The organism is Sphingobacterium sp. ML3W (assembly GCF_000747525.1).
Taxonomy (GTDB): domain Bacteria; phylum Bacteroidota; class Bacteroidia; order Sphingobacteriales; family Sphingobacteriaceae; genus Sphingobacterium.
Window position 1 is genome coordinate 2,665,546 of the sequence record NZ_CP009278.1, and the last position, 26,376, is coordinate 2,691,921.

Genomic DNA, 26,376 nt, shown 5'->3' on the forward strand with positions numbered 1-26,376 from the left:
GATGATATGCTATTTTATAATGTCTTGCTTATTGAATGTTTCAGTCAATGCAAGAGCGGAGTTTCTATGTTTGACTCAAAATTTCATTGGTGCCCTGGATAGATCCGCTTGAAAGCCATCGCTATACGGTATTTATGAGTGTTATACATTTACACCTTATACAATAAAGACCTTAGTACTGCATTAAGGAGTAATTAATGTATCAAAGTTTAGTAATTGGCTTTTTTATTTGTTTATATCAAATAAAAAACGTATATTACATTATAAGTAACTGAAGCAAATACGATTATAGTTATATAAACAGAGAGTTGAGCGAGTTTGGCTCGGTATTTGCATCTAATTTAATAATCAAAACAATATATATGATAAAAAGAGAAAGAACAAAAAAATCAAAAATCGAATTGAACCCATACATGTACTACATGACAAACTGGGGATTTATGGAAACGGAGATTACAGAAGATCGTCCCGTTGAATCGAAAAAAGAAAATGAGAAGCTTGAGAAATAATTCTCAAAGCTTTTAAAATTTAAAATCAGACACTTGCTTTTCTAAACAGAAAGCATTTTGTGTTTATAGACCTTTCCTCCACGTTTATTTATTATTTCACATATGTCACTGTCAAAAAAAATGGGCCTCATGTAAAAGCCGCTATAAAAATTAATTTATAGCGGCTTTTTATTTGCTCGATAACCTAATTATTTCTTTTCGTCTAGATACTGTAACAGATTTTTAGCATTTTTTACTTTTTGATTCAACAATCCCAAAGCGATTACTTCTGACATTTCGGTTACATAATGGAATTTCATGTCTGTTATATAGCTTTCTTTGATTTCTTCAATATCCTTTTGATTGGATTTACATAAGATAATCTCTTTAATGTTTGCACGTTTTGCAGCTAATATTTTTTCTTTGATACCACCAACAGGTAGAACTTTGCCACGTAAGGTAATCTCGCCTGTCATCGCTAGGTTTTCTTTCACTTTACGCTGTGTGAACAAAGATGTAAGTGCTGTCAACATCGTAACCCCTGCAGAAGGACCATCTTTTGGTGTAGCGCCTGCTGGGACGTGGATATGTACATCCCAATGATCGAATACACGGTAATCAATATTGAATTCTTCTGAATGTGAACGTAAATAGGCCATAGCGATTGAAGCCGATTCTTTCATAACATCGCCGAGATTACCTGTCAAACTCATTTTTCCTTTTCCAGGACTTAAGCTTGATTCAATAAATAAAATATCACCACCTACAGAAGTCCAAGCTAAGCCTGTAACGACTCCTGCTACTTCGTTGTTTTCATAACTATCTTTATCGAAAATAGGAGCACCCAATATCTCTACTATATCTTTATCGTTGACATTGACATTATATTCTTTCTCCATCACGATACGGGTAGCGATTCCACGAACTGTAGAGCCTATTTTTTTCTCTAGACCGCGGACACCTGACTCGCGTGTATATTCTTCAATTATTTTTTCAATTATTTTAGCTTTCAAAGAAACATCCTTTGCCGTCAATCCATGGGCTTCACGCTGTTTTGGAAGTAAATGTTTCTTCGCGATTTCAATCTTCTCTTCAATGGTATAACCATTGACTTCGATGATTTCCATACGATCTAACAACGCAGGCTGGATGTTGTTCAATGAGTTGGCTGTAGCGATGAACATGACTTTTGATAAATCGAATTCCATCTCAACATAATGATCATAGAAAGTGGTATTTTGCTCTGGATCTAGAACTTCTAATAGTGCCGATGATGGGTCACCTTTGAAATCTGCACTCATCTTATCGATTTCATCCAATACAAAAACTGGGTTTGATGCGCCTGCTTTTTTTAACGATTGGATGATACGCCCTGGCATTGCACCAATATAAGTCTTACGGTGTCCTCGTATCTCTGCTTCATCGCGAACTCCTCCAAGAGCCATTCTCGTATATTTACGTCCTAAAGCTTTTGCAATAGACTTACCCAGCGATGTTTTACCAACCCCCGGAGGGCCTACCAAGCACAGAATAGGTGCTTTCATATTGTTTTTCAATTTCAGAACAGCCAAATATTCAATGATACGTTGTTTGACCTTATCTAGCCCGTAATGATCTTTATCCAAAACTTTCTGTGCTCTGTTAAGGTCAAAATTATCTTTCGTGAATTCATTCCAAGGCAAGTCAAGTAGCAATTCCAAGTAGTTAATCTGTACAGAATAATCTGCAGCTGCCGGATTGATACGTGCCAGTTTTTCAATTTCTTTATCGAAATGCTTAGCTATAACTTCATTCCATTTTTTCTTGGATGCTCTTTTTCGAAGCTCGATTATCTCCAAATCAGGAGTATTGCCACCCAATTCTTCTTGAATTGTCTTCAATTGTTGGTTCAAGAAATAATCACGCTGCTGTTTATCTAAGTCTACTCTAACTTTATTCTGAATCTGATTCTTTAATTCTAAAATTTGAATTTCTGAAGTTAAGAACTCTAATAGTAGACGTGCTTTCTCATCTGCATTTAAAAGCTCTAATAATTGTTGTTTTTGAATTAAATCAACATTGATATTGGAAGAGATAAAATTAATTAAGAAAGTAGGACTTTCAATATTTTTGATTGCGATACCTGCCTCGCTTGGTAGGTTTGGCGATAATTGAATAATCTGAAGCGCCATCTCTTTTAATGTCGCAATCAAAGCTTTGAACTCCTTCGTTGATTTAGGCTTCTCTTCTTTATATTTTTCTACGTTTGCTTTGAGGTAAGGTTCAGTCTGAACTGCTTCTAGCAGTTTAAATCGCTGTTTACCTTGTAATATAACGGTCGTATTACCGTCAGGCATTTGTAATACCTTGATGATATGTGCTACTGTTCCTATTTGATATAATTCATCGATGGTAGGGTCTTCCATAGACATGTCTTTCTGAGCAACGACACCTATGGTTTTATCTCCTTGATAAGCTTCTTTAACTAATTTGATAGATTTATCGCGTCCAACTGTAATCGGAATTACCACACCTGGGAACAAGACTGTATTGCGTAAGGACAAAATAGGGAGTGACTCCGGAATTTCTGCATTGCGCATTTCATCTTCATCGTGCAGACTTAATAATGGAAAGAACTCGGTATCTTCAGATATAATGGGAATCGCCTGATTGAAATCAAATGTTTCGAATTTGCTCATATTATGTTCGGGTATATTTATGTTTTTATGTCAGTTTATGACAACATGTCGCAAAACTGCTAAAAAGTTATTTTTAAATAATGAATTAGGCTATTGCAAGTAAGGTGCCAAGCTCGTATTTGAATTTGAATCACACAATAAGACACTCCTATAAGAAAAAAAGGCAGTCTATGCTACTATTTTTGTCAGATTATTTCGTTTAAATATTGTGTAAATAGGCATAATAATTGTAATATTGAATGCGAATATGGCGTTGTAGGTTAGTGCGGAATCATTATAATTATGAAAGCACATACTAAATGCTTGAATATAAATTAAATACTTTAAAATGAAACGTAATTATTTAAATATGAATCTTAAATCGATTAAATTAGGCTTATTTACTGGCGCATTTGCTTTGATGTCGCTTTCAACCCAAGCACAGACTGCAAAAGAAGAGGAACACTCCAATCCAAATGTTCGTTTAGGTCAAAAAGCGCTATTAGATGGTGACTTTAAAAATGCAGCAATCTATTTAGAGAAATCTTTGCCTCAAGAAAGTAAAGATCCTCATGTATTATACATGTTAGGTTACTCTCAGTTTCAGAACGGCGATTTCAAGAAAGCTGCAGAATCTTTTGGTAAAGTCGTGACTTTAGATAGTAAAAATTCAAATGGTTACTATTTCAAAGGAAAAGCAAATAATAATTTAGCTACACAGACTTCTACTAAATTGAGTAGTGCTGCACGCGAATCATTATTGAAATCGGCAATCGAAGATTATTCGAAAGCAATCGCAATTAACGCTAATGATGTAAAATTATTTCAAAACAGAGCATTGGCATACCGTGATTATGGTATCTTAGTGGGTACAGCTGGTGTTGCTAATTATAACAAAACAGCAGCAACTGAAGCTTACAATAATGCGGTGAAAGATTACGAAAAGGTATTAACTTTTGATGCTTCACGTAAAGACATTCAATCGGAGATTAAGAAAGCGAAAATTTATCGTGACAACTTAAAATAGTCGTGATTATAATGCATTAAAAAAAGCGCTGTATAATTATTATACGGCGCTTTTTATGTAATAATCCAGTAAGATAGGTTTAACAATTATTTGTTAATCGTGTTTTAATCTTCCTGTTATTTTATAATGGCTTTTACCTAAAACCAATATATCCTGTTTTTTTTCAATTTGATAACTCGAGTCTACATCATAAGTCAGCTGTTCATTGCTAGAGTATAAACTATTATCAACTTTCCTTCTGATGACCACCTGTTTTATTTGGCCATCATTATCCTGTTCAATAGCTAAATATTGAATTGCCAATTGGGGCTTTTTCGCCTGATAAGTAATTTTACAATCAACTTCCTTAAAATCATAAAGATTAGAATCGGCATCTTGTGTGATATCGGCAGATATAAATCCACTGAGCTCATTTTGCCAATTGGAAATCCGCAATGATTTAACTTCCTTATCTTCATCCTTGATGACTGTTTTTTCAACGAGGGGATTTAATTTTGTTAATTTTTCAATCTCTCCATTGAAAAATGAATCTAAAGATAGCGTGGAGCCTTTACTGTATTTTGCCTTTTTATCAGTCTGGCAGGACCAAAATAGCAAAGCACTCCCAAGTAATAAGGGTAGTGCTTTGCCTATATATCTGTTTTTCATATTTAGTCTTGTACTAATACCTGACCATTCATCTCAACTGGAATTTCTACTTGCAACAATTTCAATATCGTAGGTGCAATATCACCCAATTTACCATCTTTAACTTGTTTGTAATCTTTATCAATCAATATGCACGGCACAAGATTGGTCGTGTGTGCTGTGTTAACTGAACCATCAGCATTGAGCATGAATTCGGAGTTACCATGGTCGGCAATGATGATAAAGGAATAACCGTACTGCAGACCTTTCTCTACGACTTGTTTAGTACAATTATCTACGGTCTCTACGGCTTTAACTACAGCATCAAATACACCAGTATGACCCACCATGTCTGGGTTGGCAAAATTCAAACAAATGAAATCTGGCTGTGTTTCTTCAATATCTTTTACAATCGCAGCAGTAATACCTTCTGCAGACATTTCAGGCTGTAAATCGTATGTTGCCACCTTTGGAGATGGTACTAATAAACGATGTTCACCTTCAAACTCCTGCTCGCGACCTCCTGAAAAGAAGAAAGTAACATGTGGGTATTTTTCTGTTTCGGCGATACGAACCTGTGTTTTGTGATTTGCAGCTAAAACTTCACCAAGGGTATTTGTTAAGTTATCTTTGTGGAAGATGACCTTCACATTTTTAAACGTCTCGTCATAAGATGTCATAGTCACATAATACAAATCTAGCGGCTTTAAATCATATTCTGGAAATGCTTTTTGTGTCAATGCTATGGTAATCTCACGACCGCGATCTGTTCTGAAGTTGTAACAAATCACAACATCACCATTTTGAATGGTAGCTACAGGCTTATCATCTGCATTTGTCAAAACAAGTGGTTTGATAAACTCATCCGTAATATTTTGGTCGTACGAGTCTTGAATTGCATGTAATACGTCTTTTGTACCCGTACCACTGCCATGAACCATTAAGTCATATGCTAATTTCACGCGTTCCCAACGGTTGTCGCGGTCCATTGCATAATAACGTCCTATTGCAGACGCTAAAGTACCTACGGATGATGGTAAGAAATCTTGTAAAGCTTTTACATAAGTCAATCCTGAATTAGGGTCGGTATCACGTCCATCTAGAAATGCATGAATAAAGACTTGGTCTGAAGTCAACCCTGCATGCTTTGCAGCATCACAGAGACCACGTAAGTGACTCGTATGTGCGTGTACGCCACCGTCAGACAATAGGCCTATAAAATGTACTTTCTTGTTATTCGCTAAAGCATATTTAAATGCGTCTTGAATAGTTGTATCTGTATTGAAGATACCATCGCGAACTGCCTTGTGTATACGCCCTAGCTCTTGATAAACAACACGTCCAGCACCTAAATTCATATGTCCTACTTCAGAGTTTCCCATCTGACCTTCAGGTAATCCAACGGCCTCACCTGAAGCTTCTAGTTTTGAATTAGGATAGGTTGCTTTTAAATAATCTAAATAGGGTGTATTCGCTGCATATGCTGCATCGGACTCATCTTCTTTTCCGTATCCTAATCCGTCTAGGATTAATAGTGCTACTTTTTTTTCCATAATTATATAAGCAAATATAATTTAAAACAACTGATAATTCAAGACTATAGGGTCGGGAATGAAAATTTAATGTTTTTTTAATGTAAATTTTATATAAATTTGGCACTGTTTGTGTTGCCTATTTATCAAATCACTATAGCTAGTCTTACTTATTACTATTGAGCAAGTTCTCGGACGAAACGGTGTTTTAAATTGTTTTGTTTAAATGAAGAAAATTACATTAATTATTTGCCTTTCCGTTTGCATGTTTATGCATTTGTTTGTTAACAACAATAGCGGGTACGCTAAAGTTTGCTACCACTCACCATATATTTTGGCACCCGATATGTCTGATATGAATGATGCTCTTTTGTTGCATTTGAGAGCTGGGAGTGCTAAAAATTTAGCGCGCTTTTTTGGGTCGAATGTGACCTTATCCATCCTAAATGAAGATGGGTTATATTCCAAATTTCAAGGGGAAATGCTTTTGCAATCTTTCTTCTCAAAAAATAAACCAAGTACGGTAAAGTTGCTGCAAAAAATAACGAATAAAACCAATTATAGTTATTACGTTTATCAACTAACAAGTAATAAAAATTCATTTCGACTTTTTGTTAAAGTCAGTTTATCGAAAAATATCGAAACAATCGAAGAATTTCGAGTTGAAAAACAGGCTTCTAAATAATATTTCCAAATTATTTTCTTGAATAAAATTTAAATTTCCATCTTCGCTATATAATTTGTGAGGATTCATGATGGAAAAAAAGGAATATATAAAAAAATTTGTTCACGAGGCTATTCTAGAAGACGTGGGGGATGGCGATCATACAACGCTATCGACCATACCAAAAGATAAGATAGGTGAGGCTAAATTGATCGTAAAAGAAGATGGTATTCTTGCTGGAGTAGAAGTTGCTTTAGAAATCATCAAGCAGATTGATGCTACCCTGGCTTATGAAGTCTTCATCCAAGATGGGAGCGCAGTCAAAGTAGGTGAGATCGCCTTTGTCTTAAAAGGGAAAATCCATAGCATTCTTATAGCAGAACGTTTGATTCTGAACGTGATGCAACGCATGAGCGGAATCGCGACGACGACTCATCGTTATGCCAAGTTATTAGAAGGTACCAAAACAAAAATTTTGGATACACGTAAAACAACTCCTTTACTTCGTTTGTTAGAGAAGGAAGCCGTCAAGATTGGGGGAGGTACCAACCATCGTTTTGGTCTGTACGATATGATTTTGATTAAAGACAATCATGTGGATTATAGCGGTAGTATAACACAGGCTCTAGAAAGCGCCAATGCTTATAGAACGACCCTTAATAAGCCTATTGATATCGAAATTGAGGTTCGAAATTTTGACGAACTAGATGAAGTTATTACCTTTGGACAGGTTGATCGCATCATGTTGGACAATTTTAGCCCTGCTGATGTAAGGAAAGCGGTCGATATAATTGCAGAAAGATTTGTCACTGAGGCTTCTGGAGGAATTACAGAAGAAACACTTCAAGACTATGCAGCTGCAGGGGTAGATTATATCTCAGTAGGGGCATTGACACATTCTGTCAAAAGTTTGGATTTAAGTTTAAAAGCCAAATTAATTTAGGACTTAACAATAATTAATGATTTCTATTTATTTAGTAAGTGCAGTATTACTAGCTTATTTATTTGGTTCGATTCCTACTGCGGTATGGTTTGGGCAAGCGTTTTACGGTGTTGATGTAAGGGAGTATGGAAGTGGAAATGCTGGTGCAACTAATACCTTTCGTGTTTTAGGTCCTAAAGCAGGTGCTGTGGTGATGTTTGTCGACATTTTTAAAGGTTATACCGCTACGAATCTTGCTTATTTAATTGAAGTTGGGCAAAGTACCAGCAACATTCAATTTGTGAATTATCAATTAGCCCTTGGTGTAATTGCCGTTTTAGGTCATTTATTTCCAATTTTTGCGGGTTTTAGGGGAGGAAAGGGTGTAGCCACACTCTTTGGAATGATCTTAGCTATCCATGCTCCAGCAGCTTTGTTATGTGTATCGATTTTTAGTATCATTCTATTAACGACACATTACGTATCATTGAGCTCCATAATGGCTGGTTTCACTTTTCCATTTAGTATAGCATTTCTATTTAAAACTTCGATTCCTTCTGTATTGCTCTATGGGATAGCTATTTGTGCGCTGATCTTAATCACCCATCAAAAGAATATCGAGCGTTTACTGAAAGGACACGAATCTAAAGTTTATCTTTTTAAAAGGAAAAAGGGTACTTAGGCATAAGAATTGCATTTACTATTTGCTTAAGCAGTATATAAAACAAAATATGAAAAAGGCTTTTAAATATACAAGTATGTTCTTAATTGGAGCTACTTTGGCATCTTGTTCGACTGTTCCTATTACAGGACGCAAACAGTTAAGTCTGGTTAGCGATAGTCAGATCCAAGAGCAAGCCGCTTCTTCGTATAAACAATTTTTAAATTCGTCTAAAACACGTGTTATTACGGGTACTAGTCAAGCTACGATGGTCAAAAAAGTAGGAAATAAATTAGCAATAGCTGTTAATCAATATTTGACTCAGCAGGGAATAGCAGATCAATTTAATTTCAACTGGGAATTTAACCTTGTACAAAGTGATGAAATAAATGCTTGGTGTATGCCTGGCGGGAAGGTGGCTATCTACACAGGTATTTTGCCTGTTACGCAGAATGAAACTGGGTTGGCTACAGTAATGGGGCATGAGATTGCGCATGCGATCGCAAGACATTCGATGGAACAAATGTCTAGACAATATGCTACACAGGCTCTTGGAAACGTTTTAGGAGTAGCTACCTCAGGTAGTTCTTATGCTGGAATCGTTAATGCTGCATATGGTATTGGTGGTCAATTGACCTCTTTAAAATATTCGAGAGGAAATGAGTCTGAAGCAGACCGTATGGGACTTGTGATCATGGCAATGGCAGGTTACAACCCGAGTGAAGCCGTTAAATTTTGGGAACGTATGTCGAGTGGTAGTACTAAAGGTAATCCTGAATTCTTGAGCACTCACCCAAGTGACGCTAGACGCATCAGCGATATACAAAAATTGCTTCCTGAAGCTTTAAAATATTACAAAAAATAATTATTTGCATACAAATAATTTGAAAGAGGTCCGAGGACCTCTTTTTTTGTTCTATATAACACCATGCTGAACGTGCATTGGCTTAATTATTGCCTCTCCATATTTATTATACTTAAATAAATTAATTATGGGAATGACAGATTTAATAACAGGCGGTTTAGGTGATAAAATGGCTGCTGGATTGTCCAAAAAATTAGGAATAGATTCTACTAAGGCGACCTGGATTTTAGCAATTGCTGTCCCCTTAATTGCGGGAGCGATTAAATATAACCAAAGTAAAGGTGACAGTAATCAAGCAAAGGGGTTTGCAGACGCTTTGGACACCAAACACGATGGCGCCATTTTGGATCATGTAGATAAAGTAATCGAACAAGGGCCTACGGATGATGGCAATAAGATTGTTCAACATATTTTTGGTAGCAAGACAGAATATGTAGCTGAAGGATTAGCTCAAAAAAGTGGTTTTAGTTCCGCTCAAATAACAGGTGTATTGGCTACTATAGCGCCAATTGTAATGGGTTATTTAGGTAAGGAGAAATCTAATGAGGCACAAAACGGCAATAACAATCCGTTAGGTGATATCTTGGGCGGTTTTTTAGGCGGAAATAACGCAAGTTCTGGTGGCTTGGGTGGAATGCTTGGAAATATATTTGGTGGAGATAAAAAAGTTGAAAATGAGAATCCTACATCTGGAGGATTGACAGATAAAATTTCGGATTTCTTTGATAAGAATAAAGATGGGAGTGCTATTGATGACATTATCGGTATGTTCACCAAAAATAAATAAACGCTAAAACTCTTTTCTTTACGGGTTGTTATTTTATATATAATATATACAATTATGGAATATAGAAATAAATATGATTCTGCTACTGTCGCGTTGGAAAAACTGAAAGATGACGGCTATGTTATTGATTATAATATTGAGCTGAAGCCTTTAATTGCAAATCCAACCAACTATAAAATTGATTATATCTATCGTTATGAAGGGGATTCGAACCCTGACGATGAAAATACGGTTTATGGTATCACAGAAAAGAGCGGTGGCACTCGCGGTGTTTTAGTAGTTGGAAATTTATCATTTGTTGAAGGTGACCTACGAGATGTTATCATCAATCTCGAAATGTCTTACAAACAAGAATTATAACGTAAATAAAGCATTATAAAGGGAATATGGAATCCCTTTATAATGCTATCAATCATCGGGATAGTAAAATCTTAATGATTTCGGACAACTAGGCTACCTTGATGCTCGTCTTTAACAATTTTGATGGAAGCAGGAATACGCTCCTGAAGCTCGTCGACATGTGATATTATACCGACAATACGATTCTCTTTATGCAGCGAGTTAAGTGTTTCAAAAATTAGATTAACGGATTCTGTATCTTGAGTTCCAAACCCTTCATCAATAAAAAAGAAGTTCTTTTCATTTTTGTTGAGACTGCGTGTACTCTCGGCCAATGCTAATGCAAGACAGAGAGAAGCTTGGAAAAACTGACCTCCCGATAATGTCCTGACAGACCTTGATTTACCACCATTCAGATGGTCTATTACTTCAAAATCATTATCCGCATTTATCATTAATTTTAGGTGACCGCGTGTCAATCTCTCAAATCGTTGATTTGCAATCAGGCACAGATCCTCTAAGTATTGGGTCGAGATATAGTCAACAAATCCATTTCCCTTAAAAAGATTTGAAAGAACATTCAGATTTTTACTTCTAAGATTAAGTTTATCAAACTCGACCTGTAATTGCAATTTTTCAGCATACTTTTTTTGAGCGATTAAAACTTGGTCTTTGAGAGATTGCAATTGTCCAATCAGTTTTTCTTTATCTTGTTTTATTTGCTGCAATTCGAGACTTATAGCTGTAATTTGAGATATATCCACAGCTTCTTGTTGTACCTTTTCTTCCAATTGTAGTAATGCAGCCTGTATAATCGCATACTGCTCTTCGAATTGTTTAATGCGTGTTTCTTCTTTATCTAAATCAAGTTGTTGTGCTAAAATTTGTTGCACCTCTACCGCAGACGAATAATTATGTTGTTTTAGCAAATCGTTAATCTGTTTTTGCTGATTATCGATTTGTAAAAGGATTCCGCTCAATTGTAGTTTCAAAGATTTAGTTGCCGTTGAACAAGTTGCTTCTTCCACATTAAGACGATTAACTTCATCAGATAATTTCTTGTATGATTGCTCAGTATCATTGATAAACTTAATGGATTGTACAATTCGATTTTCAATATCTGAAAGAGGTAACTGGTGGTAGTCTGATACATTTAATTGTTTGATCAACTGTAAGTGGCTAGTCAACCTTCCTTCTATTGTTGATTTAGAAAGTATGATACTGTTAAGTACATTATTGTATTTATCTCTTTTACCTTTGAGAATTTCTTGCTCATTTTGGAGTTCTGTAAGTTTATCTTCAGCAGCTGTGCATTTTTTCTCTATTTCGGATACTTGCAGTTTCCATTTTTCAAATGCAGTTCGATCATGAGGGGTGAAATCTTCCCAAATAAATTGATTGAGGTGGGCTTGTTGATCAGTTAAAAGGATCTGTAATTTAGCTTGAAGTGTTTCTACGTCTTTTTTTAAGCTAATTAGATTGGTTTCTACCTGTATAAAATACTGTTTCTGTTGCTGTATTAGCTGTACTTCTGCAAGTAAAGCAACCTTCTGTGATTTCAAAGAATCAAGGTGCATGGAAACATCCTCTGTCTGCATAATATGTGGATGTTGTTCAGATCCACATAGCGGGCAGGCTTGTCCATTTGTCAAAGCATGCGTATAAGTGGCCAGTTGCTGTTGCACCAGTGCTTTATTTGCTTCAATTTGTAGTTTTTCCAACTCAATTGACAACAGGGTTTCCTTCTGTGACAGATTTTCTAACCATGTTTTGGAATCCAGGCCCTGTGTCAAAAATTGCTGCAATATAGTTTGAGTCTCAGTCTGTTTACCTGTTAATTCAAGCTTTATATCTCGTTGATTTTTAACTAATTGTTCTTGTTTACTATACCAGTCATTTATTACAATCAACAAGTCGCTCGGAATACGACTCAATTTTAACTGCTTTAGTTCAAACTGCCTATCTTGAATTAGAGCTAACTTATCTGCAATTTCTTTTTCTACTGAATGAAGGTGAACCTGCCCTTTAGCTATTCGCTCTGTATCCGATGCAATATCATGTTGCAACTGTAGAATCTGAATGATATTCTTTAAATCCTCAACTTCTATTTTTCTGCTGTCAAGTTTATTATAGAGAAGCTCTGTTTTCGTAAGTTCTTGATTTGTAATTAATAGTTTCGTGCTCACCCCATCCATTTGCTTCTGAGCATGTTCAGTATCTGTCTGCAATTGGATGGCTACTTGGTGATCTTTTCTTAAATCTTCAAATAGGTATTTAAAGATTCGCTCGACATGTCTAAAAACTTGAATCTGTCTTTTTAAAGTTGCAATATTATCTTGATTGGCATTAAGTTTAGCGAATATCTCCTTTTTAGATGCAATCTCTCGATAAAGTAATTGTACTTCTAGCAATTTTTGATATTGCTGATCTAAATTTGCATGTTTTTTGGAAACTAGCGCTAAAGTTGATTCTTCTTTCGATAGCTGTGTTACCAATCCCTCGATATTTTCAGCTGTATATTCATCCAGGATTTGAACTGCTCCTGAAATATTTTGAATTTTAAGATCAGTTTCTTTATTCAAAGAAGCAACTTTGTAAAATAGGTCATAATGATCCAGATTGAAAAGCTCTTTCATCATAGCGGATCGTTCTGCTCCCTTAAGTTCTAAAAATTCCTTAAACTGCCCTTGTGGAACAATAACAGTACGATTAAAATTCTTATAGGAAATGCCTAATATCTCTTCAGCATCTGTACTCTCCAAGGGTATCTTTTCACCATTTTCAAAAACATATGCTTTTCTAATTGGTGTGGTCACTTTTTCAAACTGCTTGCTATTTCTCCGCCAAGAAGCTTCAAATGCATATTTTTTATTCTCTTTCCCTATGAAATGAAATTCAATACGTAATTGATTGGAATTCAAATTCATCATATTATACGCCCTATTGTTGGTATTGAGCCTGTTGGTATTTGCAAATAATGCAAATGTAATAGCCTCAAGGACGGATGATTTTCCAGAACCTACCTTGCCAAATATGCCAAATAGGCCTGCAGCAGTTAAAGATGTGAAATCAATTTCTTGTTTAGTCTGATAGGAATATAATCCTTCTATCGACAGATATAATGGCAACATAATACTAATTCTCCTGCTCGTTTTGACTGCCTAAAACTTCATTAAATAAATCTAACAATTCTGTTGATGGTAATTGATCATTGTTTCTGAAACGATAATAGTCAGTGAAATTTTCATTAATACTTTTGCTCCTCCTTGATATACTCATTGCTTGATTTAAACTTTTGGAATTGTTAACTTCTGGAATGAGATAGATGATTCCCTGATGGCTATCTTCAAGATACTTCTTTTCGGCTTGGGTCAAAGATGTTGAAGTCACAAGTGTTAGTTCAACTAAGCAATCCTGGTTACTTGTAAGCCAGTCGATAGCAGTAATTACAGAATCAAATCTTTTGCGCATTAACTTCTTGCCAGAACATATCGTAATAGCTTTATAAATTACTTCTTTATTGGGTTCAACAGTTAAGATGACCACTTTCTTATCTTGACCCGCCTCTGAAAATGAGTAGCAAAGCGGGCTGCTAGCATAAACAACAGGGGCACAGTGGCCTCCAATCTCTTGGTAACGATGTAGATGACCTAGTGCTGTATATTGAATTTGATGGGGGATACAATCTGTAAAAACGGTATCTGCAAACCCAATACGTAATGGTTTTTCCCCATCGGGTTCTTCGAGCACTGGACCACCTTTCTTATTCATATACAAATGTGAAACCAATAGGTTCGCACCTTTATCATCGCAATATCGATTGGCCAATGATTGCCACTTCCTCGTTAGTACTTCATTGAGTCCTTCTTGTTCATCTTCACCAAGGTATTCTTTGAGCCTATGCTCATTAGCAAATGCCGTTACGATGAGACGCAGCGGAAACTCGATATGAGGAAGTTTAATTTCCAAAAATCCGCTATCACCTTTACTTATCTCAAATCCCTGCTCTATTTGGTAAGGACTAAACTCCATATTAGGTTTTCCTGCGAAGATTATACCACAATCTCGTGCTAAACTATCTGGTGCATCCACGCGATCCGGTGAGTCGTGGTTACCTGCAATAGCGATAACTGGTCTTGTACCGTTTTTAGTCAAACGTTTAAGTGTGGTGTATAGTAATTCAATGGCTTCTACTGGAGGGTTGAATGCATCGAATAAATCACCCGCTACAATGACGGCATCCACCTGTTCATCCTCAGCAATTTGAATGATTTCTTCCAAGACCGCTTTTTGTTCTTCAAATCGGGAAAAATAATCCAATCGTTTGCCCAAATGCCAATCTGCTGTATGTAAAATTTTTAAGGACATGTTTTACTTGTGAAAGTTTAAAATTACCTCGAATTTTCTATAATAAAGAAGTTAATTTAGATTAATATATATTTTGCTGATTCAGAATAAAATGTATTTTTGTTACTTATGTATTTGACAAAAAAATATAATCAACCTATTTTTGGTATTTTAACTGTCGTTTTCATACTCTTCTTCGGTATGATGAACTTGGTTTGCCAAGCGCAATTGAAGGCTGTAGAAGGTGAAACTGCATACCCTTTTTTATTGAACCTACCTGAGGGGGAAGAACAACCAGAAAAGCAACCTATTTTGGTGTTTCTACATGGAAGAAGTCTTTCTGGAACTAACTTAGATCGTGTAAAACGGTATGGCGTACTTTATGCAATGAATAAAGGTCAAGAAGTGCCAGGGATTATCATTGCGCCACAATCAACAGGTGGATGGGATCCAGATAAAGTAATTGAAATCGTTGATTATGTAATTGAACACTATAATGCTGACCCTGACCGAGTGTATGTATGTGGAATGAGTATGGGAGGGTATGGTACTATGGATGTTGCCGGTAAATATCCTGACAGAATAGCAGCGGCAGTTGCTATCTGTGGAGGAGGTAGTGTTAAATATGCAGATAACCTTGCCCAAGTACCGTTATGGGTGCAACATGGTAATCGCGATCGTGCAGTACCCATGTCCGAATCTAAAAAAATTGTGAACGCAATTAAAAAAGCAGATCCAGAGGCTGATGTAACTTTAACGATTATTCCCGGCGGGACACATGGAAGTGTAGAACGTCTTTTCCATCGAGATGAAATGTACGAATGGTTATTCAAGCATAATAGAAAAGGCACATAACAGAAAACTGCTATGTTTGTTTTATTTGGTAGTAAATATTACAAAACATAATCGTTCATGATTTTATTTGTCTTCAAAATCGTCTATTAACACAATCGATTGCATTATAGTTTTTGTAATAATTGAAAGTGTCAAGTATTATAATTGCAAAATTAAATGTTAAAAATTGTTAAAATTCTCATTTTTTCAATTTTTAGCTATTTAAATGAAAAATATATAGCCTGAACATTCTTGTTATGAGTATGTTAAGTTTTTGTTAAGTGCTTCCAATGTTAAATTCTCTTTATACTTTTGTGGCATATTATTAACAAAAATTTTCTTTATGAAAAGACCTTTACTTTTTTTTGCACTTGTTTTAGCAAGTTATGGTACAATACATGCTCAGGTAACCACAAGTAGTGTTACTGGTGTTGTGAAAGAATCCACAGGCCAAATTACATCAGGAGCAACAATCAAGGCAACTCACGTGCCATCAGGTACAGTGTACTCAAGCTCAGCCAATGCTGCTGGACGTTTTAATTTAGCCAACATGCGTGTTGGTGGCCCCTACACTGTAACTGTTACCTACGTTGGACAACAACCAGTCACGTACGAAAGCATTTATTTACAATTAGGTGAAGCATTTGTTCTTAATCCTGTCTTCGGTGAATCTGCTACTAATTTAGATGAGGTGGTGATTACAGGACACAATAAGCTTAATAGTGAAAAAAACGGGGCTTCAACAAATGTTGGACGTCAACAAATTGAAAATTTACCTTCAATATCTAGAAGTATAAATGATCTAACGCGAATGAGTCCGCAAGCTAATGGAACAGCTATAGGAGGAGGTAATTATAGAGCCAACAATTTCTCTGTAGATGGCGCTAATTTCAATAATCAATTTGGTATTGGTCAAAATATTCCTGCAAATGGGTCTCCGATTTCTATTGATGCAATTGAACAAATTTCTGTAAATGTAACGCCTTATGATGTCCGCCAATCTGGTTTTACTGGTGCGTCTATTAACGCTGTAACACGTTCAGGTCGTAATGACTTTTTTGGTACGGCATTTTATACAGGTCGTTCGGATAAGCAACAAGGTACCCGTGTTAATGATATCTTAACGCAGGTGAATGATTTATCTGTAAAACAATATGGGTTTTCATTAGGTGGACCTATAATTAAGAATAAGTTGTTTTTCTTTGTGAATTTGGAACAAATGAAACAAACTGAACCAGGTCCTACAAAAGTTGCTTCTAACAAGTCACAAGTATATGGTGCACCTGGTACTCCATCATATATAGCCAGACCTACTGAAGATTTTATGGATGAAGTTTCAGGTTACTTAAAGAATAATTATGGCTATGATGCGGGACCATATCAAGGCTATTCTTTTAAGAGTAATAATGATAAATTGTTTGCAAGAATTGATTGGAATATTTCAGACAATCATAAAATCAATTTTCGGTATAATCAAGTAAAAGGAAAATCTCCATCAAACCTAAGTTCTTCATTTACTGGATCGAATATAAATACCGGAACATATCCAATGAATCGAACAGGAAGCAATGCATTAAGTTTCCAAAATTCAAATTATTTTCAAGAGACAAATTTATATTCCGCAACAGCAGAATATACTGGGAAAATTGGAAATGTTAATCAATCAGCACGTATATCATATGTAAATCAAGACGAACCTAGAAGTATAAATGGAACTCCATTTCCGCTAGTCGATATTCGTGATGGAGGAGTAGGTGGCAATGGAAACATTCTTACATCTTTTGGTACAGATCCTTTTACGTATGGAAATTTACGTTCTGTCAAAACATGGACTGCTAATTATGATTTAAATTATACATATAATCAACATTACTTTACTGGAGGCCTTCAATTTGAAACTAGTCGTACTATGAATGGTTTTCAACGATTTGGTACTGGTTATTATATGTTTAATACATGGGAGGATTTCACAAGTGGAGCAAAACCTATCAACTATGCGTTAACATATCCATTAACTGCTGATGGTTCACAAGCTTTTCCAAGTTTCAAATTCAATCAATATTCTATTTATCTCCAGGATCAATTTACTGTCAATGAGAAATTTAAAATAACAGGTGGTATTCGTTTCGAACTACCGACATATCCTGATGTTTCTGAAATGAAAACCCATCCCATACTGGAAGGTTTGGAATTTGCAAACGGTTTACATTTGAATACTGGTGCGATGCCAAAAACTAAGGTCATGATTTCTCCTCGTTTAGGTTTTAATTATGATATGTTTGGAGATCGTTCGTTAATTTTGAGAGGTGGGACTGGGGTATTCACAGGAAGAATTCCATTTGCTTGGATAGTTGCACAATCTGGTGATGCAGGTATGCTTCAGAGCACCGTTACATATGCTGCTGGAGACCCTAATATGCCTAATTTCAGCCCTGATATTAAGGCTAATTATCCAAGCACATTACCACAAGCGGGTACATTTCTACCGGGTAATGTATCTGCAATGGATGCTGACTTGAAATTTCCATCTACTTGGAAATCAAGCTTAGCGGTTGATTATAGATTACCTTGGAATATCATAGGAACTGTAGAAGCTATCTATAATAAAGATATCAATGCGGTAGTTGCTAAAAACGTCAACTTAGTTGAACCAACAGCGATGTCAATAACAGGATATGGTGATAATAGATTTATTTATCCGAACTCAAATAATGATAAATATATTTATAAAATTAACTCCTCAGGTCAATTGGTAGAAAGTGGTAGTTCATTTGTGCCAACTTATATGACAAACGCTAAAGGTGGTCATTATTATTCAATAACGGGTCAGTTACAAAAATCATTTGATCAAGGCTTTTCGGGTATGGTAGCATATACCTATAGTGCTGCAAAAAACTTTGGAGATGGATCTGGGGATCAAATAGCAAATTTATGGTCGCTCCCTTATCAAGCAAATGGAAACTCTAATAATCCAGAATTAGGCTACACAACCAATATCGTCCCACATCGTTTAATGGGGAGTGTTTCTTACACCAATAATTGGATTGGTAAACTAAATACCTCCATGACACTTTTCTATAGCGGTAGTTCAATGGGTAGATACTCTTATTATTATGGTTCAGATTTTAATCGTGATGGCCAAACCAATGATTTAATCTATATACCATCTGATAGATCACAACTAAAATTTACTGATATTCCAACAGGTCAATCTAACTATGGAGGAAAAGCATATTCTGCCCAAGAGCAAGCAGATTTATTTTGGAGTATTGTTGATGGTGACGATTATTTAAAAAGTAGAGTTGGTAAAACAACAGAACGTAATGGTGCAATTGCTCCTTGGAGACACCAGTTTGACTTCCGTCTATCTCAAGAATTGTTTAAAAATATCGGTGGAAAAAATAATTCATTAGAGTTTTTCTGGGATGTAATGAATATTGGTAATTTGTTTAATTCATCTTGGGGTATATACAAAATAAACAATAATATTTTACTAACGCCACAAAACACAAGTGCAATTACTCCAGATGGAACTACAGCTCCAACATTTCGCATGGGCTATGCAAATGGAGATATCATAAAGGAATTAAGTCGTCCTAATGAGACAATTTCATCAACTTATTTTATGCAATTTGGTGTCAAATTTAAATTTAATTAATATAAAGCAATGATTAGAAAAAAGGGTTTTATAATTTGATTGTAAAACCCTTTTTATTAACAATTTATGTAGATAATTTGTCCTTTTTTCTAGGTTACGAACTATAATAAATTTTCAAATGAAATTGAAACACAAAAAATCTAAAAGCTTAATTATGACTGATTTTGCGAAGTTATAGCCCAATGGTAAAATCTATTATACAATTAACAATAACGTTTCTGCTAATCTCAGCACTAATATAAATTCTGCCATAAATTGGTTGTCAATAAACACTCCATTAACTTTCGCTATTAAAAGTTCATCAAATTCTAATTTTGTAAAGTTTAACGCATCCACTGAAAATAATTCGTTAATCGGAATGACTGGTGGAGAGCAGCTGATAAATTTAACTTCGGATGCATCTGTCTCTACTGCAATTCACGAAATACTACACGCTTGTGGTATACATCATGAAATGGGAAGAAACGATAGAGATAATTATGTGACAATCAATACCTCAAATATTTATCCCAATAAAATGCATAACTTTAATAAAGTAGGCGTATTAGCGAGCGTGGATGTCGGTCTATTTGATAGCCGTTCAATAATGATGTATCCTTCAAAAACTAGTGATGCGACATTTGCTAAAAATATAAATCAAAATATAATTACAGCTAATAATTCTAATGTGGTAATTTCTCCCAGTTGGTATCCAACAACAACCGACTTGCTCGCAATCAATATGCTTTACGGAAATGAGAAACCATATCTCGATTACACTGTAACCTACAACAGAACTTACGACGACCCGCAATCAGGATCTTATGATAATGAAGTCATTTGTAAATTCACGTTTTATACCGACCAAGCGAAGACTATCCCTTACATTAAAGGGTACCCTGTGCCTGTTGTAATTGAATACTATTACGAAAAAATTGTTAATAGATTCCCAGAAGTTGCCAGAACTTTTGAAAAAAGTGTTCTTATTCCAGCTGGAGAGAATAGTTTTTATCTCTATGGAAATGACAACGTTGATCGGCAGTGGGGTGATATTCATTTTCTCGATAAATTAATATACCAACCAAAGTACCCATCTACGCATTATCGGTAGGATTAGTTCATTATAAGCAATTTCTCTTAAAAAAAGCTTAGCATGTTATATGCTAAGCTTTTTTGAAATATAGATATAGTAATCGTGTTCTTAACGTTTCAATGTTTTAGGCTTTCTAAAGATGAAATATAAACCTCCTAATATAAATGGAATACTTAAAAGCTGTCCCATATTTAATGCCATCCCTTGTTCAAATTCTTCTTGGTCAATCTTGAAGCTTTCTAAGTATAATCGAGCTGAGAAGAGCAACACAAAGAAGATACCCATTAATGCACCAGGTTTTTGCATCTTTTTATTTTTAAATAGGTATACAATAATAAAGAAGATGATAATGTAAGCAATCGCTTCATAAAGTTGGCCAGGATGACGTGGAATTTGGTCAACATGATCAAATATAATAGCCCATGGTTTATCTGTCGGTGTACCGATAATTTCGGAGTTGAAAAAATTACCTATTCGAATGAAGGCACCCGCTATCGGAACAACTACCACTAGTCGATCTGCCAACCACAGAAAATCAGTTTTTGTCTTCCGGCAGAATAGATATAATGCAGTAAGGATACCGATCGCGCCGCCATGACTTGCTAAACCTGCAAAACCTGTCATTTGAAATTGACCGTTTACGAAACGGAATGGTAATACCATTTCCAGTAAATGATCTTTATAGTAATCGAACTCGTAAAAAAGACAATGTCCGAGTCTGGCACCTATTAATGTTCCTAGAAATATATATATACTCAATTGATCCAGTAATTCTTGACTCTTATTTTCGTTTCTGAATATTTTGAGCATAATCATATACGATACTGCAAATGCGGCTAACCAGCATAAAGCATAATATCGAAGACCAAAGCTGCCTATCTTAAATATTTCAGGATCTAAATTCCAATGTATGACGCTGAATAAATTCTCCATATTGTTTAATTATTTTTTTTCAAGCGTAAACTTAGATAAATTTGGTTGGATTCACGATATAATTACGTGGATATAAACGTAAAAATATTCGTTCATGATCTGTTATTTTTCGGCAATCATGATTGCGCTGCAGATATTCGTCAGTTTCTCAGAATTTGGTCGTTTGTGTTTTATTTAATACGCGTAGAAACATTCTTTCCCTATCTTCATCATATAGAATCGTATAAAAAGTCGCACAAATGCCCCTTAATTTGCCCAAGATTAAAGAAATTCAAATTTTACTTTTGTCGTTAGTATTATTTTTCATAATTTGACATCGGTAATTAAATAATGAGCATGGCAGATAAGAAGAAGAAAGAAAGTAAACATATTTCAATAGTAACAAAGGATTCGGTCTCTTTTTTTGAAAAGTATATTAATAACCCTTCACCAACAGGATTTGAATGGGAGGGACAACGACTTTGGTTAGATTATCTAAAGCCTTATGTCGATGAAACATTTACGGATAATTACGGCACAGCAGTTGGCGTAATTAATCCAGAAGCTGAATATAAGGTGGTGATTGAAGCGCATGCGGATGAAATTTCGTGGTTCGTAAACTATATCACTAAAGATGGATTGATTTATGTAATCCGTAATGGTGGCTCAGACCATCAGATTGCACCATCAAAAAAAGTAAATATTCATACGGATAAAGGAATTGTAAAAGCGGTATTTGGATGGCCAGCCATCCATACACGTTCCGGTGAAAAAGAGGAAGCACCTACATTAAAGAATATCTTTTTGGATTGTGGATGTATTTCTAAAGAAGAAGTAGAAGCTTTAGGTGTTCATGTAGGATGTGTTATTACCTACGAAGATGAATTTAGTATATTAAACGACCGTTATTATGTAGGCCGTGCGATGGATAATCGTGCCGGTGGATTTATGATTGCTGAAGTTGCTCGTTTACTAAAGGAAAACAAGAAAAAACTTCCTTTTGGATTATATATCGTTAATTCTGTTCAAGAAGAAATTGGTTTACGTGGCGCAGAAATGATTGCCCAAAGAATCAAACCTAATGTAGCGATTGTGACAGATGTAACGCATGATACCCAAACTCCTATGATCAATAAAATCACGCAAGGTGATTTATCGTCAGGAGCAGGGCCAGTCTTGTCATATGCGCCTGCTGTTCAGATTAATTTAAATAAATTGCTTGTTCAGGTTGCTGAAAAGAATGGAATTCCATTCCAGCGTCAAGCTTCATCGCGTTCTACCGGAACAGACACAGATGCTTTTGCTTATAGTAATGGCGGTGTACCTTCAGCATTGATTTCATTACCTTTACGTTACATGCACACAACTGTAGAGATGGTTCATAAAGAAGATGTAGATAATGTCATCCGCTTGATTTATGAAACCTTGTTAAATATTGAAGCAGGACAAGATTTTAGAACATTTAGCAAATAATTAGAAACTTATATTAAATACTTATAATAAATTTTATGGAAAATAATCAAAATCAGAACGAATTGAGTATCGAGTTGACCGAAGAAGTAGCTGAAGGAATCTACTCAAATCTAGCGATCATAACGCATTCAAACACAGAGTTTGTGATTGACTTCGTACGTGTGATGCCAGGTGTTCCGAAAGCTAAAGTGAAATCTAGAATCGTTTTGACGCCTGAACATGCTAAACGTTTGTTAGGTGCATTACAAGATAATGTAACTCGCTTTGAAGCGATTGCAGCAGCAGGAAATCAAACTAGTGATGCGCAAGTAATCGGCGGCGACCCAACAGTTGCTTTCCCTTTTGGTGGCACAACTGGTCAAGCATAGTTTTTTCGGTATTAGTAATACACCGATAATATACGCTTATAAAAGAGTTAAGACTTAATTGTCTTAGCTCTTTTTCTTTATAAGAGCTAAAGAGCAATAGCTACAGACAATGACAGTCTATTGTATCTTATTATAAATAGATTTTTTGAAGTTATTTTAACCAGCCAGAACATGATTTAGGATTGATTTTTGTATATTGATGGAAACTAATTTTGATTTATATGGATATTCAAGTCAGAAACTTGACAAAAAAAGACTATGTTGATTTGAAGAGCTCCATGACCGAAGCTTATCAGGGGGTAGGCGAAATCTGGACGCGCGAGAATATTGTTGACTTAATTGACTTATTTCCAGAAGGACAATTGTGTGTGGAGGTTGACGGTCATGTTGTGGCTTGTGCTTTGTCCATTATTCTCAATTCGAAGAAGAGTAATATTTTTGATAGTTATTATGAAATCATCGATGATGGTAAATTTTCAAAACATACCAATGATGGAGATACTCTTTATGGTATAGAAGTATTTGTTCACCCAGACCATCGTGCCCTTCGGCTTGGAAGACGGTTATATGATTCGCGAAAGGAATTATGCGAACAAATGAACTTAAAATCTATCGTGGCAGGTGGTCGGATTCCAAATTACCACAACTACTCGGATAAGATGAGTCCGAGAACATATATTGAAAAAGTCAAAAGAAAGGAGATTTATGATCCAACACTCACTTTTCAACTGTCCAACGATTTTCATGTCAAAAAAATATTAAAACATTATTTGCCTGAAGACTCCGAGTCTATGGAGTTTGCAACTCTATTAGAATGGAACAACATTTATTACGAATCGGAAACACGCTCTATTTCAACAACCAAGCAGACGATCAGATTGGGATTGGTTCAGTGGCAGATGCGCCTTTTTGATAATATAGAAGCGTTTTATGACCAAATAGAATTTTTTGTCGATACGGTAAGTGATTATGGAACGGATTTCATTATGTTTCCAGAATTCTTCAATTCACCTTTGATGAGTCCTTATAATGAACTTCCAGAACGCATGGCGATGGAAAAATTAGCCGAAAAAACGGCGGAAATTATCGATAAAATCCAACAGTTTGCAGTTTCCTACAATATCAATATTATTGCAGGGTCTATGCCAATCATGGAAAATAAAAAACTTTATAATATATCGTATCTCTGTCATCGCAATGGTAAACTGGATTCTTTTAAGAAGATACATATCACTCCTAATGAATCGAAATATTACGGTATGGTCGGAGGGAGTGAAGTAAAGGTATTTGATACAGATTGTGGTAAAGTTGGACTACTAATCTGCTATGACGTAGAATTTCCCGAATTGAGCCGTATTTTAGCAGATCAAGGAATGCAAATCTTGTTTGTTCCTTTTATGACCGATACACAGAATGGTTACATACGTGTACGGAGTTGCGCACAGGCGCGAGCAATTGAAAATGAATGTTATGTAGCTATTGCGGGTTCGGTTGGTAATCTGCCTCGGGTAAATAATATGGATATTCAGTATTCACAATCTGCTGTTTTTACACCTTCGGATTTCGCTTTTCCAAATAATGCAATTAAAGCAGAGGCGACTCCGAATACTGAAATGGTACTGATTGCCGATGTGGATCTTTATGCACTTCGTGATTTACATGAATACGGGACCGTAAAAGTGATGAAGGATCGGCGTAAGGATTTGTACGAAGTTAAGTTGTTAAAATAATATAATGACAAAAAAAGGGGATTTAATTAATTAAATCCCCTTTTCCTATGTTATCCTTTAAATGTTATTTTTGTAATTTAACATTTACGGCATTCATACCTTTTAATCCTTTTTCTGTTTCAAAAGTTACTTTGTCATTCTCTTTAACAGCGTCAATCAGACCATTAACGTGGAAAAATATTTTATCCTGAGTTTTTAGATCACGTATGAAACCAAAACCTTTGTCTGTATTGTAAAAATTCACAATACCAGATTTAATTAAATCTTCTGGGTTTGCTTCATATTTAGCAGTTGATATTGCGATATCTTCTACATTAATTTTCTGTTTTTTTGTTGGATCAGGAGGAGTTGTAGTTATGTTTCCATATTCATCAACATATACAAACATTTCTTCTAAACTTTTACCTTTGTCGGTATTGTTTTTTCTCTCTTCTTTCTTTTGCTCCTTATCTTGTTTCTTTTTTAACTTTTTTTTCTCTTTTTCTTTTTTGCTGAAACTTTCTGAACTACTCATTTATTTATTTAAAATTAATATTAAACCATATTAAACTACTGAATCTGCGGCAGTTTAAGTAAACAAAAGTCATCGCATTAAATAAATTCAAAAGGTGAAAGCCATATCTCGAATTAAGATAAATTGAAATGTTTTAAAACGTAAGGACTCTGCTTAATGTCACAAATATACTAAAAAATAGTGAAGATTACATTTTATTCATAAAAATTACGTCGAAATAACAAATTAATTTAAGCTTGGTAATTGTGGGAAATTGGCAACATGGGCATACTTCGCACCCAAACTTATAACAGCCTCTTTCCAAAGTAGTTCGGTGTCTTTCTCAAAGACTAATGCAGCGGAAAATTTATTCTGAACTGCCCAACTATTTTCTTTGATTTCCTTATCTAATTGGCCTGATTGCCAGCCTGAATACCCCAAGAAAAATTTGATATCTTCTTGATTTATCTTATTTTCATTTATTAAGCTAAATAATAATTCTGCATCTCCTCCAAAATATATATTATCATTTATTTCCTCCCCACTTAGAAGTAAATCAAAACGGGAGTGGATAAAAAATAACTCATTCTGGGAAACGGGCCCACCTATATGTAAAGGAAAAGTACATGTTGCGATTTCTCTGATTAAATCTCCAACACAACCAATAACCTTATGATTGAGAATAAATCCTAAGGTTGTGTCCTGAGAATCGTGATCACATAATAGGATGACCGACCGTTCAAAATTTGGGTCGAGCATAAAAGGTTCTGATATTAATAAACAGCCTGTTTGAGGATCGAGTTCGTTAAACATTTGCATTTGTTTTAGACATATATTACAATAAAATTAATGCCAAAGTCATTTTGATAATTAATTTATACGAGTTTAGTAGATAAAAATAAGTGAAATTAGTATGTTTG

At 35.2% G+C, this 26,376-nt stretch carries 22 protein-coding genes; 14 read left to right on the plus strand and 8 right to left on the minus strand.

Features of this window, described 5'->3' with window-relative positions; translation table 11 throughout:
- Nucleotides 1-362 precede the first annotated feature (362 nt).
- Nucleotides 363-509, plus strand: coding sequence for a hypothetical protein (locus KO02_RS23785; RefSeq protein WP_158500285.1), 147 nt, complete (start codon nt 363-365; stop codon nt 507-509).
- A gap of 188 nt (nt 510-697) precedes the next feature.
- On the opposite strand, the gene lon is transcribed toward KO02_RS23785, so the two are convergent.
- The gene (gene lon, locus KO02_RS11295; RefSeq protein ID WP_038698376.1) at nt 698-3,166 is read right to left on the minus strand and encodes an endopeptidase La; all 2,469 of its coding nucleotides are present in this window, start codon (nt 3,164-3,166) and stop codon (nt 698-700) included.
- A gap of 328 nt (nt 3,167-3,494) precedes the next feature.
- On the opposite strand from lon, the gene KO02_RS11300 reads away from it, so the two are divergent.
- Complete coding sequence (locus KO02_RS11300; RefSeq protein ID WP_038698378.1) at nt 3,495-4,172, plus strand: tetratricopeptide repeat protein; 678 nt, start codon at nt 3,495-3,497, stop codon at nt 4,170-4,172.
- Nucleotides 4,173-4,265: 93 nt separating this feature from the next.
- Here the strand turns inward: KO02_RS11300 and KO02_RS11305 are convergent, their stop codons facing one another.
- A complete protein-coding gene (locus tag KO02_RS11305) occupies nt 4,266-4,820 on the minus strand; it encodes a hypothetical protein (protein ID WP_038698380.1) in 555 nt (184 codons plus the stop codon).
- A 2-nt stretch (nt 4,821-4,822) separates the two neighbouring features.
- Complete coding sequence (gene gpmI, locus KO02_RS11310) at nt 4,823-6,355, minus strand: 2,3-bisphosphoglycerate-independent phosphoglycerate mutase (RefSeq protein WP_144243316.1); 1,533 nt, start codon at nt 6,353-6,355, stop codon at nt 4,823-4,825.
- A gap of 202 nt (nt 6,356-6,557) precedes the next feature.
- Between gpmI and KO02_RS11315 the strand changes: the two genes are divergently transcribed.
- From KO02_RS11315 to KO02_RS11340, 6 genes are all read left to right on the plus strand, one after another.
- Nucleotides 6,558-7,016 carry a DUF4783 domain-containing protein gene (locus KO02_RS11315; protein ID WP_081918369.1) on the plus strand — a complete coding sequence of 153 codons (459 nt, stop codon included), beginning with the start codon at nt 6,558-6,560 and terminating at the stop codon, nt 7,014-7,016.
- 67 nt (nt 7,017-7,083) lie between these two features.
- Nucleotides 7,084-7,938 (plus strand): carboxylating nicotinate-nucleotide diphosphorylase, encoded by an 855-nt coding sequence (nadC, locus tag KO02_RS11320; protein ID WP_038698386.1) that lies wholly within the window; start codon nt 7,084-7,086, stop codon nt 7,936-7,938.
- Nucleotides 7,939-7,954: 16 nt separating this feature from the next.
- Complete coding sequence (gene plsY, locus KO02_RS11325) at nt 7,955-8,599, plus strand: glycerol-3-phosphate 1-O-acyltransferase PlsY (RefSeq protein ID WP_038698388.1); 645 nt, start codon at nt 7,955-7,957, stop codon at nt 8,597-8,599.
- Between the two features lie 49 nt (nt 8,600-8,648).
- A complete protein-coding gene (locus KO02_RS11330; RefSeq protein ID WP_038698390.1) occupies nt 8,649-9,443 on the plus strand; it encodes a M48 family metallopeptidase in 795 nt (264 codons plus the stop codon).
- Between the two features lie 133 nt (nt 9,444-9,576).
- Nucleotides 9,577-10,230 (plus strand): DUF937 domain-containing protein, encoded by a 654-nt coding sequence (locus KO02_RS11335; protein ID WP_235212243.1) that lies wholly within the window; start codon nt 9,577-9,579, stop codon nt 10,228-10,230.
- Between the two features lie 54 nt (nt 10,231-10,284).
- Nucleotides 10,285-10,590, plus strand: coding sequence for a hypothetical protein (locus tag KO02_RS11340; protein WP_038698394.1), 306 nt, complete (start codon nt 10,285-10,287; stop codon nt 10,588-10,590).
- Between the two features lie 71 nt (nt 10,591-10,661).
- Here the strand turns inward: KO02_RS11340 and KO02_RS11345 are convergent, their stop codons facing one another.
- Both KO02_RS11345 and KO02_RS11350 read right to left on the minus strand, forming a co-directional pair.
- Complete coding sequence (locus tag KO02_RS11345; RefSeq protein ID WP_038698396.1) at nt 10,662-13,700, minus strand: AAA family ATPase; 3,039 nt, start codon at nt 13,698-13,700, stop codon at nt 10,662-10,664.
- A 4-nt stretch (nt 13,701-13,704) separates the two neighbouring features.
- A complete protein-coding gene (locus tag KO02_RS11350; protein ID WP_038698398.1) occupies nt 13,705-14,937 on the minus strand; it encodes an exonuclease SbcCD subunit D in 1,233 nt (410 codons plus the stop codon).
- 108 nt (nt 14,938-15,045) lie between these two features.
- On the opposite strand from KO02_RS11350, the gene KO02_RS11355 reads away from it, so the two are divergent.
- The 3 genes from KO02_RS11355 to KO02_RS11365 all read left to right on the plus strand — a co-directional run bounded on the left by KO02_RS11355 (nt 15,046) and on the right by KO02_RS11365 (nt 20,498).
- Entirely contained in the window at nt 15,046-15,771 is a 726-nt protein-coding gene (locus KO02_RS11355; RefSeq protein WP_051959884.1) for a prolyl oligopeptidase family serine peptidase, read from the plus strand.
- Between the two features lie 322 nt (nt 15,772-16,093).
- Entirely contained in the window at nt 16,094-19,408 is a 3,315-nt protein-coding gene (locus tag KO02_RS11360) for a carboxypeptidase regulatory-like domain-containing protein (RefSeq protein WP_038698400.1), read from the plus strand.
- A 238-nt stretch (nt 19,409-19,646) separates the two neighbouring features.
- Nucleotides 19,647-20,498: a M12 family metallopeptidase gene (locus KO02_RS11365; RefSeq protein ID WP_235212397.1), complete on the plus strand. Its 852-nt coding sequence runs from the start codon at nt 19,647-19,649 to the stop codon at nt 20,496-20,498.
- 90 nt (nt 20,499-20,588) lie between these two features.
- On the opposite strand, the gene lgt is transcribed toward KO02_RS11365, so the two are convergent.
- Nucleotides 20,589-21,413, minus strand: a complete 825-nt coding sequence (gene lgt / locus KO02_RS11370; RefSeq protein WP_038698404.1) for a prolipoprotein diacylglyceryl transferase — start codon at nt 21,411-21,413, stop codon at nt 20,589-20,591.
- 336 nt (nt 21,414-21,749) lie between these two features.
- Between lgt and KO02_RS11375 the strand changes: the two genes are divergently transcribed.
- The 3 genes from KO02_RS11375 to KO02_RS11385 all read left to right on the plus strand — a co-directional run bounded on the left by KO02_RS11375 (nt 21,750) and on the right by KO02_RS11385 (nt 24,963).
- Nucleotides 21,750-22,865, plus strand: a complete 1,116-nt coding sequence (locus tag KO02_RS11375) for a M42 family metallopeptidase (protein ID WP_038698406.1) — start codon at nt 21,750-21,752, stop codon at nt 22,863-22,865.
- A 35-nt stretch (nt 22,866-22,900) separates the two neighbouring features.
- The gene (locus KO02_RS11380) at nt 22,901-23,233 is read left to right on the plus strand and encodes a DUF3467 domain-containing protein (RefSeq protein WP_038698408.1); all 333 of its coding nucleotides are present in this window, start codon (nt 22,901-22,903) and stop codon (nt 23,231-23,233) included.
- A 221-nt stretch (nt 23,234-23,454) separates the two neighbouring features.
- Nucleotides 23,455-24,963, plus strand: coding sequence for a carbon-nitrogen hydrolase family protein (locus tag KO02_RS11385; RefSeq protein ID WP_038698410.1), 1,509 nt, complete (start codon nt 23,455-23,457; stop codon nt 24,961-24,963).
- 64 nt (nt 24,964-25,027) lie between these two features.
- Here KO02_RS11385 and KO02_RS11390 read toward each other — a convergent pair whose 3' ends face one another.
- Both KO02_RS11390 and KO02_RS11395 read right to left on the minus strand, forming a co-directional pair.
- Nucleotides 25,028-25,477, minus strand: coding sequence for a cold-shock protein (locus KO02_RS11390; protein WP_038698412.1), 450 nt, complete (start codon nt 25,475-25,477; stop codon nt 25,028-25,030).
- Between the two features lie 225 nt (nt 25,478-25,702).
- Nucleotides 25,703-26,269, minus strand: coding sequence for a YqgE/AlgH family protein (locus tag KO02_RS11395; protein ID WP_038698414.1), 567 nt, complete (start codon nt 26,267-26,269; stop codon nt 25,703-25,705).
- Nucleotides 26,270-26,376: the final 107 nt, after the last annotated feature.

What these genes read in the sequence shown, in the direction of transcription:
- KO02_RS23785 (WP_158500285.1), top strand. Translation starts at nt 363, where the DNA reads ATGATAAAAAGAGAAAGAACAAAAAAATCAAAAATCGAATTGAACCCA.
- lon (WP_038698376.1), bottom strand. Translation starts at nt 3,166, where the DNA reads ATGAGCAAATTCGAAACATTTGATTTCAATCAGGCGATTCCCATTATA.
- KO02_RS11300 (WP_038698378.1), top strand. Translation starts at nt 3,495, where the DNA reads ATGAAACGTAATTATTTAAATATGAATCTTAAATCGATTAAATTAGGC.
- KO02_RS11305 (WP_038698380.1), bottom strand. Translation starts at nt 4,820, where the DNA reads ATGAAAAACAGATATATAGGCAAAGCACTACCCTTATTACTTGGGAGT.
- KO02_RS11315 (WP_081918369.1), top strand. Translation starts at nt 6,558, where the DNA reads ATGAAGAAAATTACATTAATTATTTGCCTTTCCGTTTGCATGTTTATG.
- nadC (WP_038698386.1), top strand. Translation starts at nt 7,084, where the DNA reads ATGATGGAAAAAAAGGAATATATAAAAAAATTTGTTCACGAGGCTATT.
- plsY (WP_038698388.1), top strand. Translation starts at nt 7,955, where the DNA reads ATGATTTCTATTTATTTAGTAAGTGCAGTATTACTAGCTTATTTATTT.
- KO02_RS11330 (WP_038698390.1), top strand. Translation starts at nt 8,649, where the DNA reads ATGAAAAAGGCTTTTAAATATACAAGTATGTTCTTAATTGGAGCTACT.
- KO02_RS11335 (WP_235212243.1), top strand. Translation starts at nt 9,577, where the DNA reads ATGACAGATTTAATAACAGGCGGTTTAGGTGATAAAATGGCTGCTGGA.
- KO02_RS11340 (WP_038698394.1), top strand. Translation starts at nt 10,285, where the DNA reads ATGGAATATAGAAATAAATATGATTCTGCTACTGTCGCGTTGGAAAAA.
- KO02_RS11345 (WP_038698396.1), bottom strand. Translation starts at nt 13,700, where the DNA reads ATGTTGCCATTATATCTGTCGATAGAAGGATTATATTCCTATCAGACT.
- KO02_RS11350 (WP_038698398.1), bottom strand. Translation starts at nt 14,937, where the DNA reads ATGTCCTTAAAAATTTTACATACAGCAGATTGGCATTTGGGCAAACGA.
- KO02_RS11355 (WP_051959884.1), top strand. Translation starts at nt 15,046, where the DNA reads ATGTATTTGACAAAAAAATATAATCAACCTATTTTTGGTATTTTAACT.
- KO02_RS11360 (WP_038698400.1), top strand. Translation starts at nt 16,094, where the DNA reads ATGAAAAGACCTTTACTTTTTTTTGCACTTGTTTTAGCAAGTTATGGT.
- lgt (WP_038698404.1), bottom strand. Translation starts at nt 21,413, where the DNA reads ATGGAGAATTTATTCAGCGTCATACATTGGAATTTAGATCCTGAAATA.
- KO02_RS11375 (WP_038698406.1), top strand. Translation starts at nt 21,750, where the DNA reads ATGGCAGATAAGAAGAAGAAAGAAAGTAAACATATTTCAATAGTAACA.
- KO02_RS11380 (WP_038698408.1), top strand. Translation starts at nt 22,901, where the DNA reads ATGGAAAATAATCAAAATCAGAACGAATTGAGTATCGAGTTGACCGAA.
- KO02_RS11385 (WP_038698410.1), top strand. Translation starts at nt 23,455, where the DNA reads ATGGATATTCAAGTCAGAAACTTGACAAAAAAAGACTATGTTGATTTG.
- KO02_RS11390 (WP_038698412.1), bottom strand. Translation starts at nt 25,477, where the DNA reads ATGAGTAGTTCAGAAAGTTTCAGCAAAAAAGAAAAAGAGAAAAAAAAG.
- KO02_RS11395 (WP_038698414.1), bottom strand. Translation starts at nt 26,269, where the DNA reads ATGTTTAACGAACTCGATCCTCAAACAGGCTGTTTATTAATATCAGAA.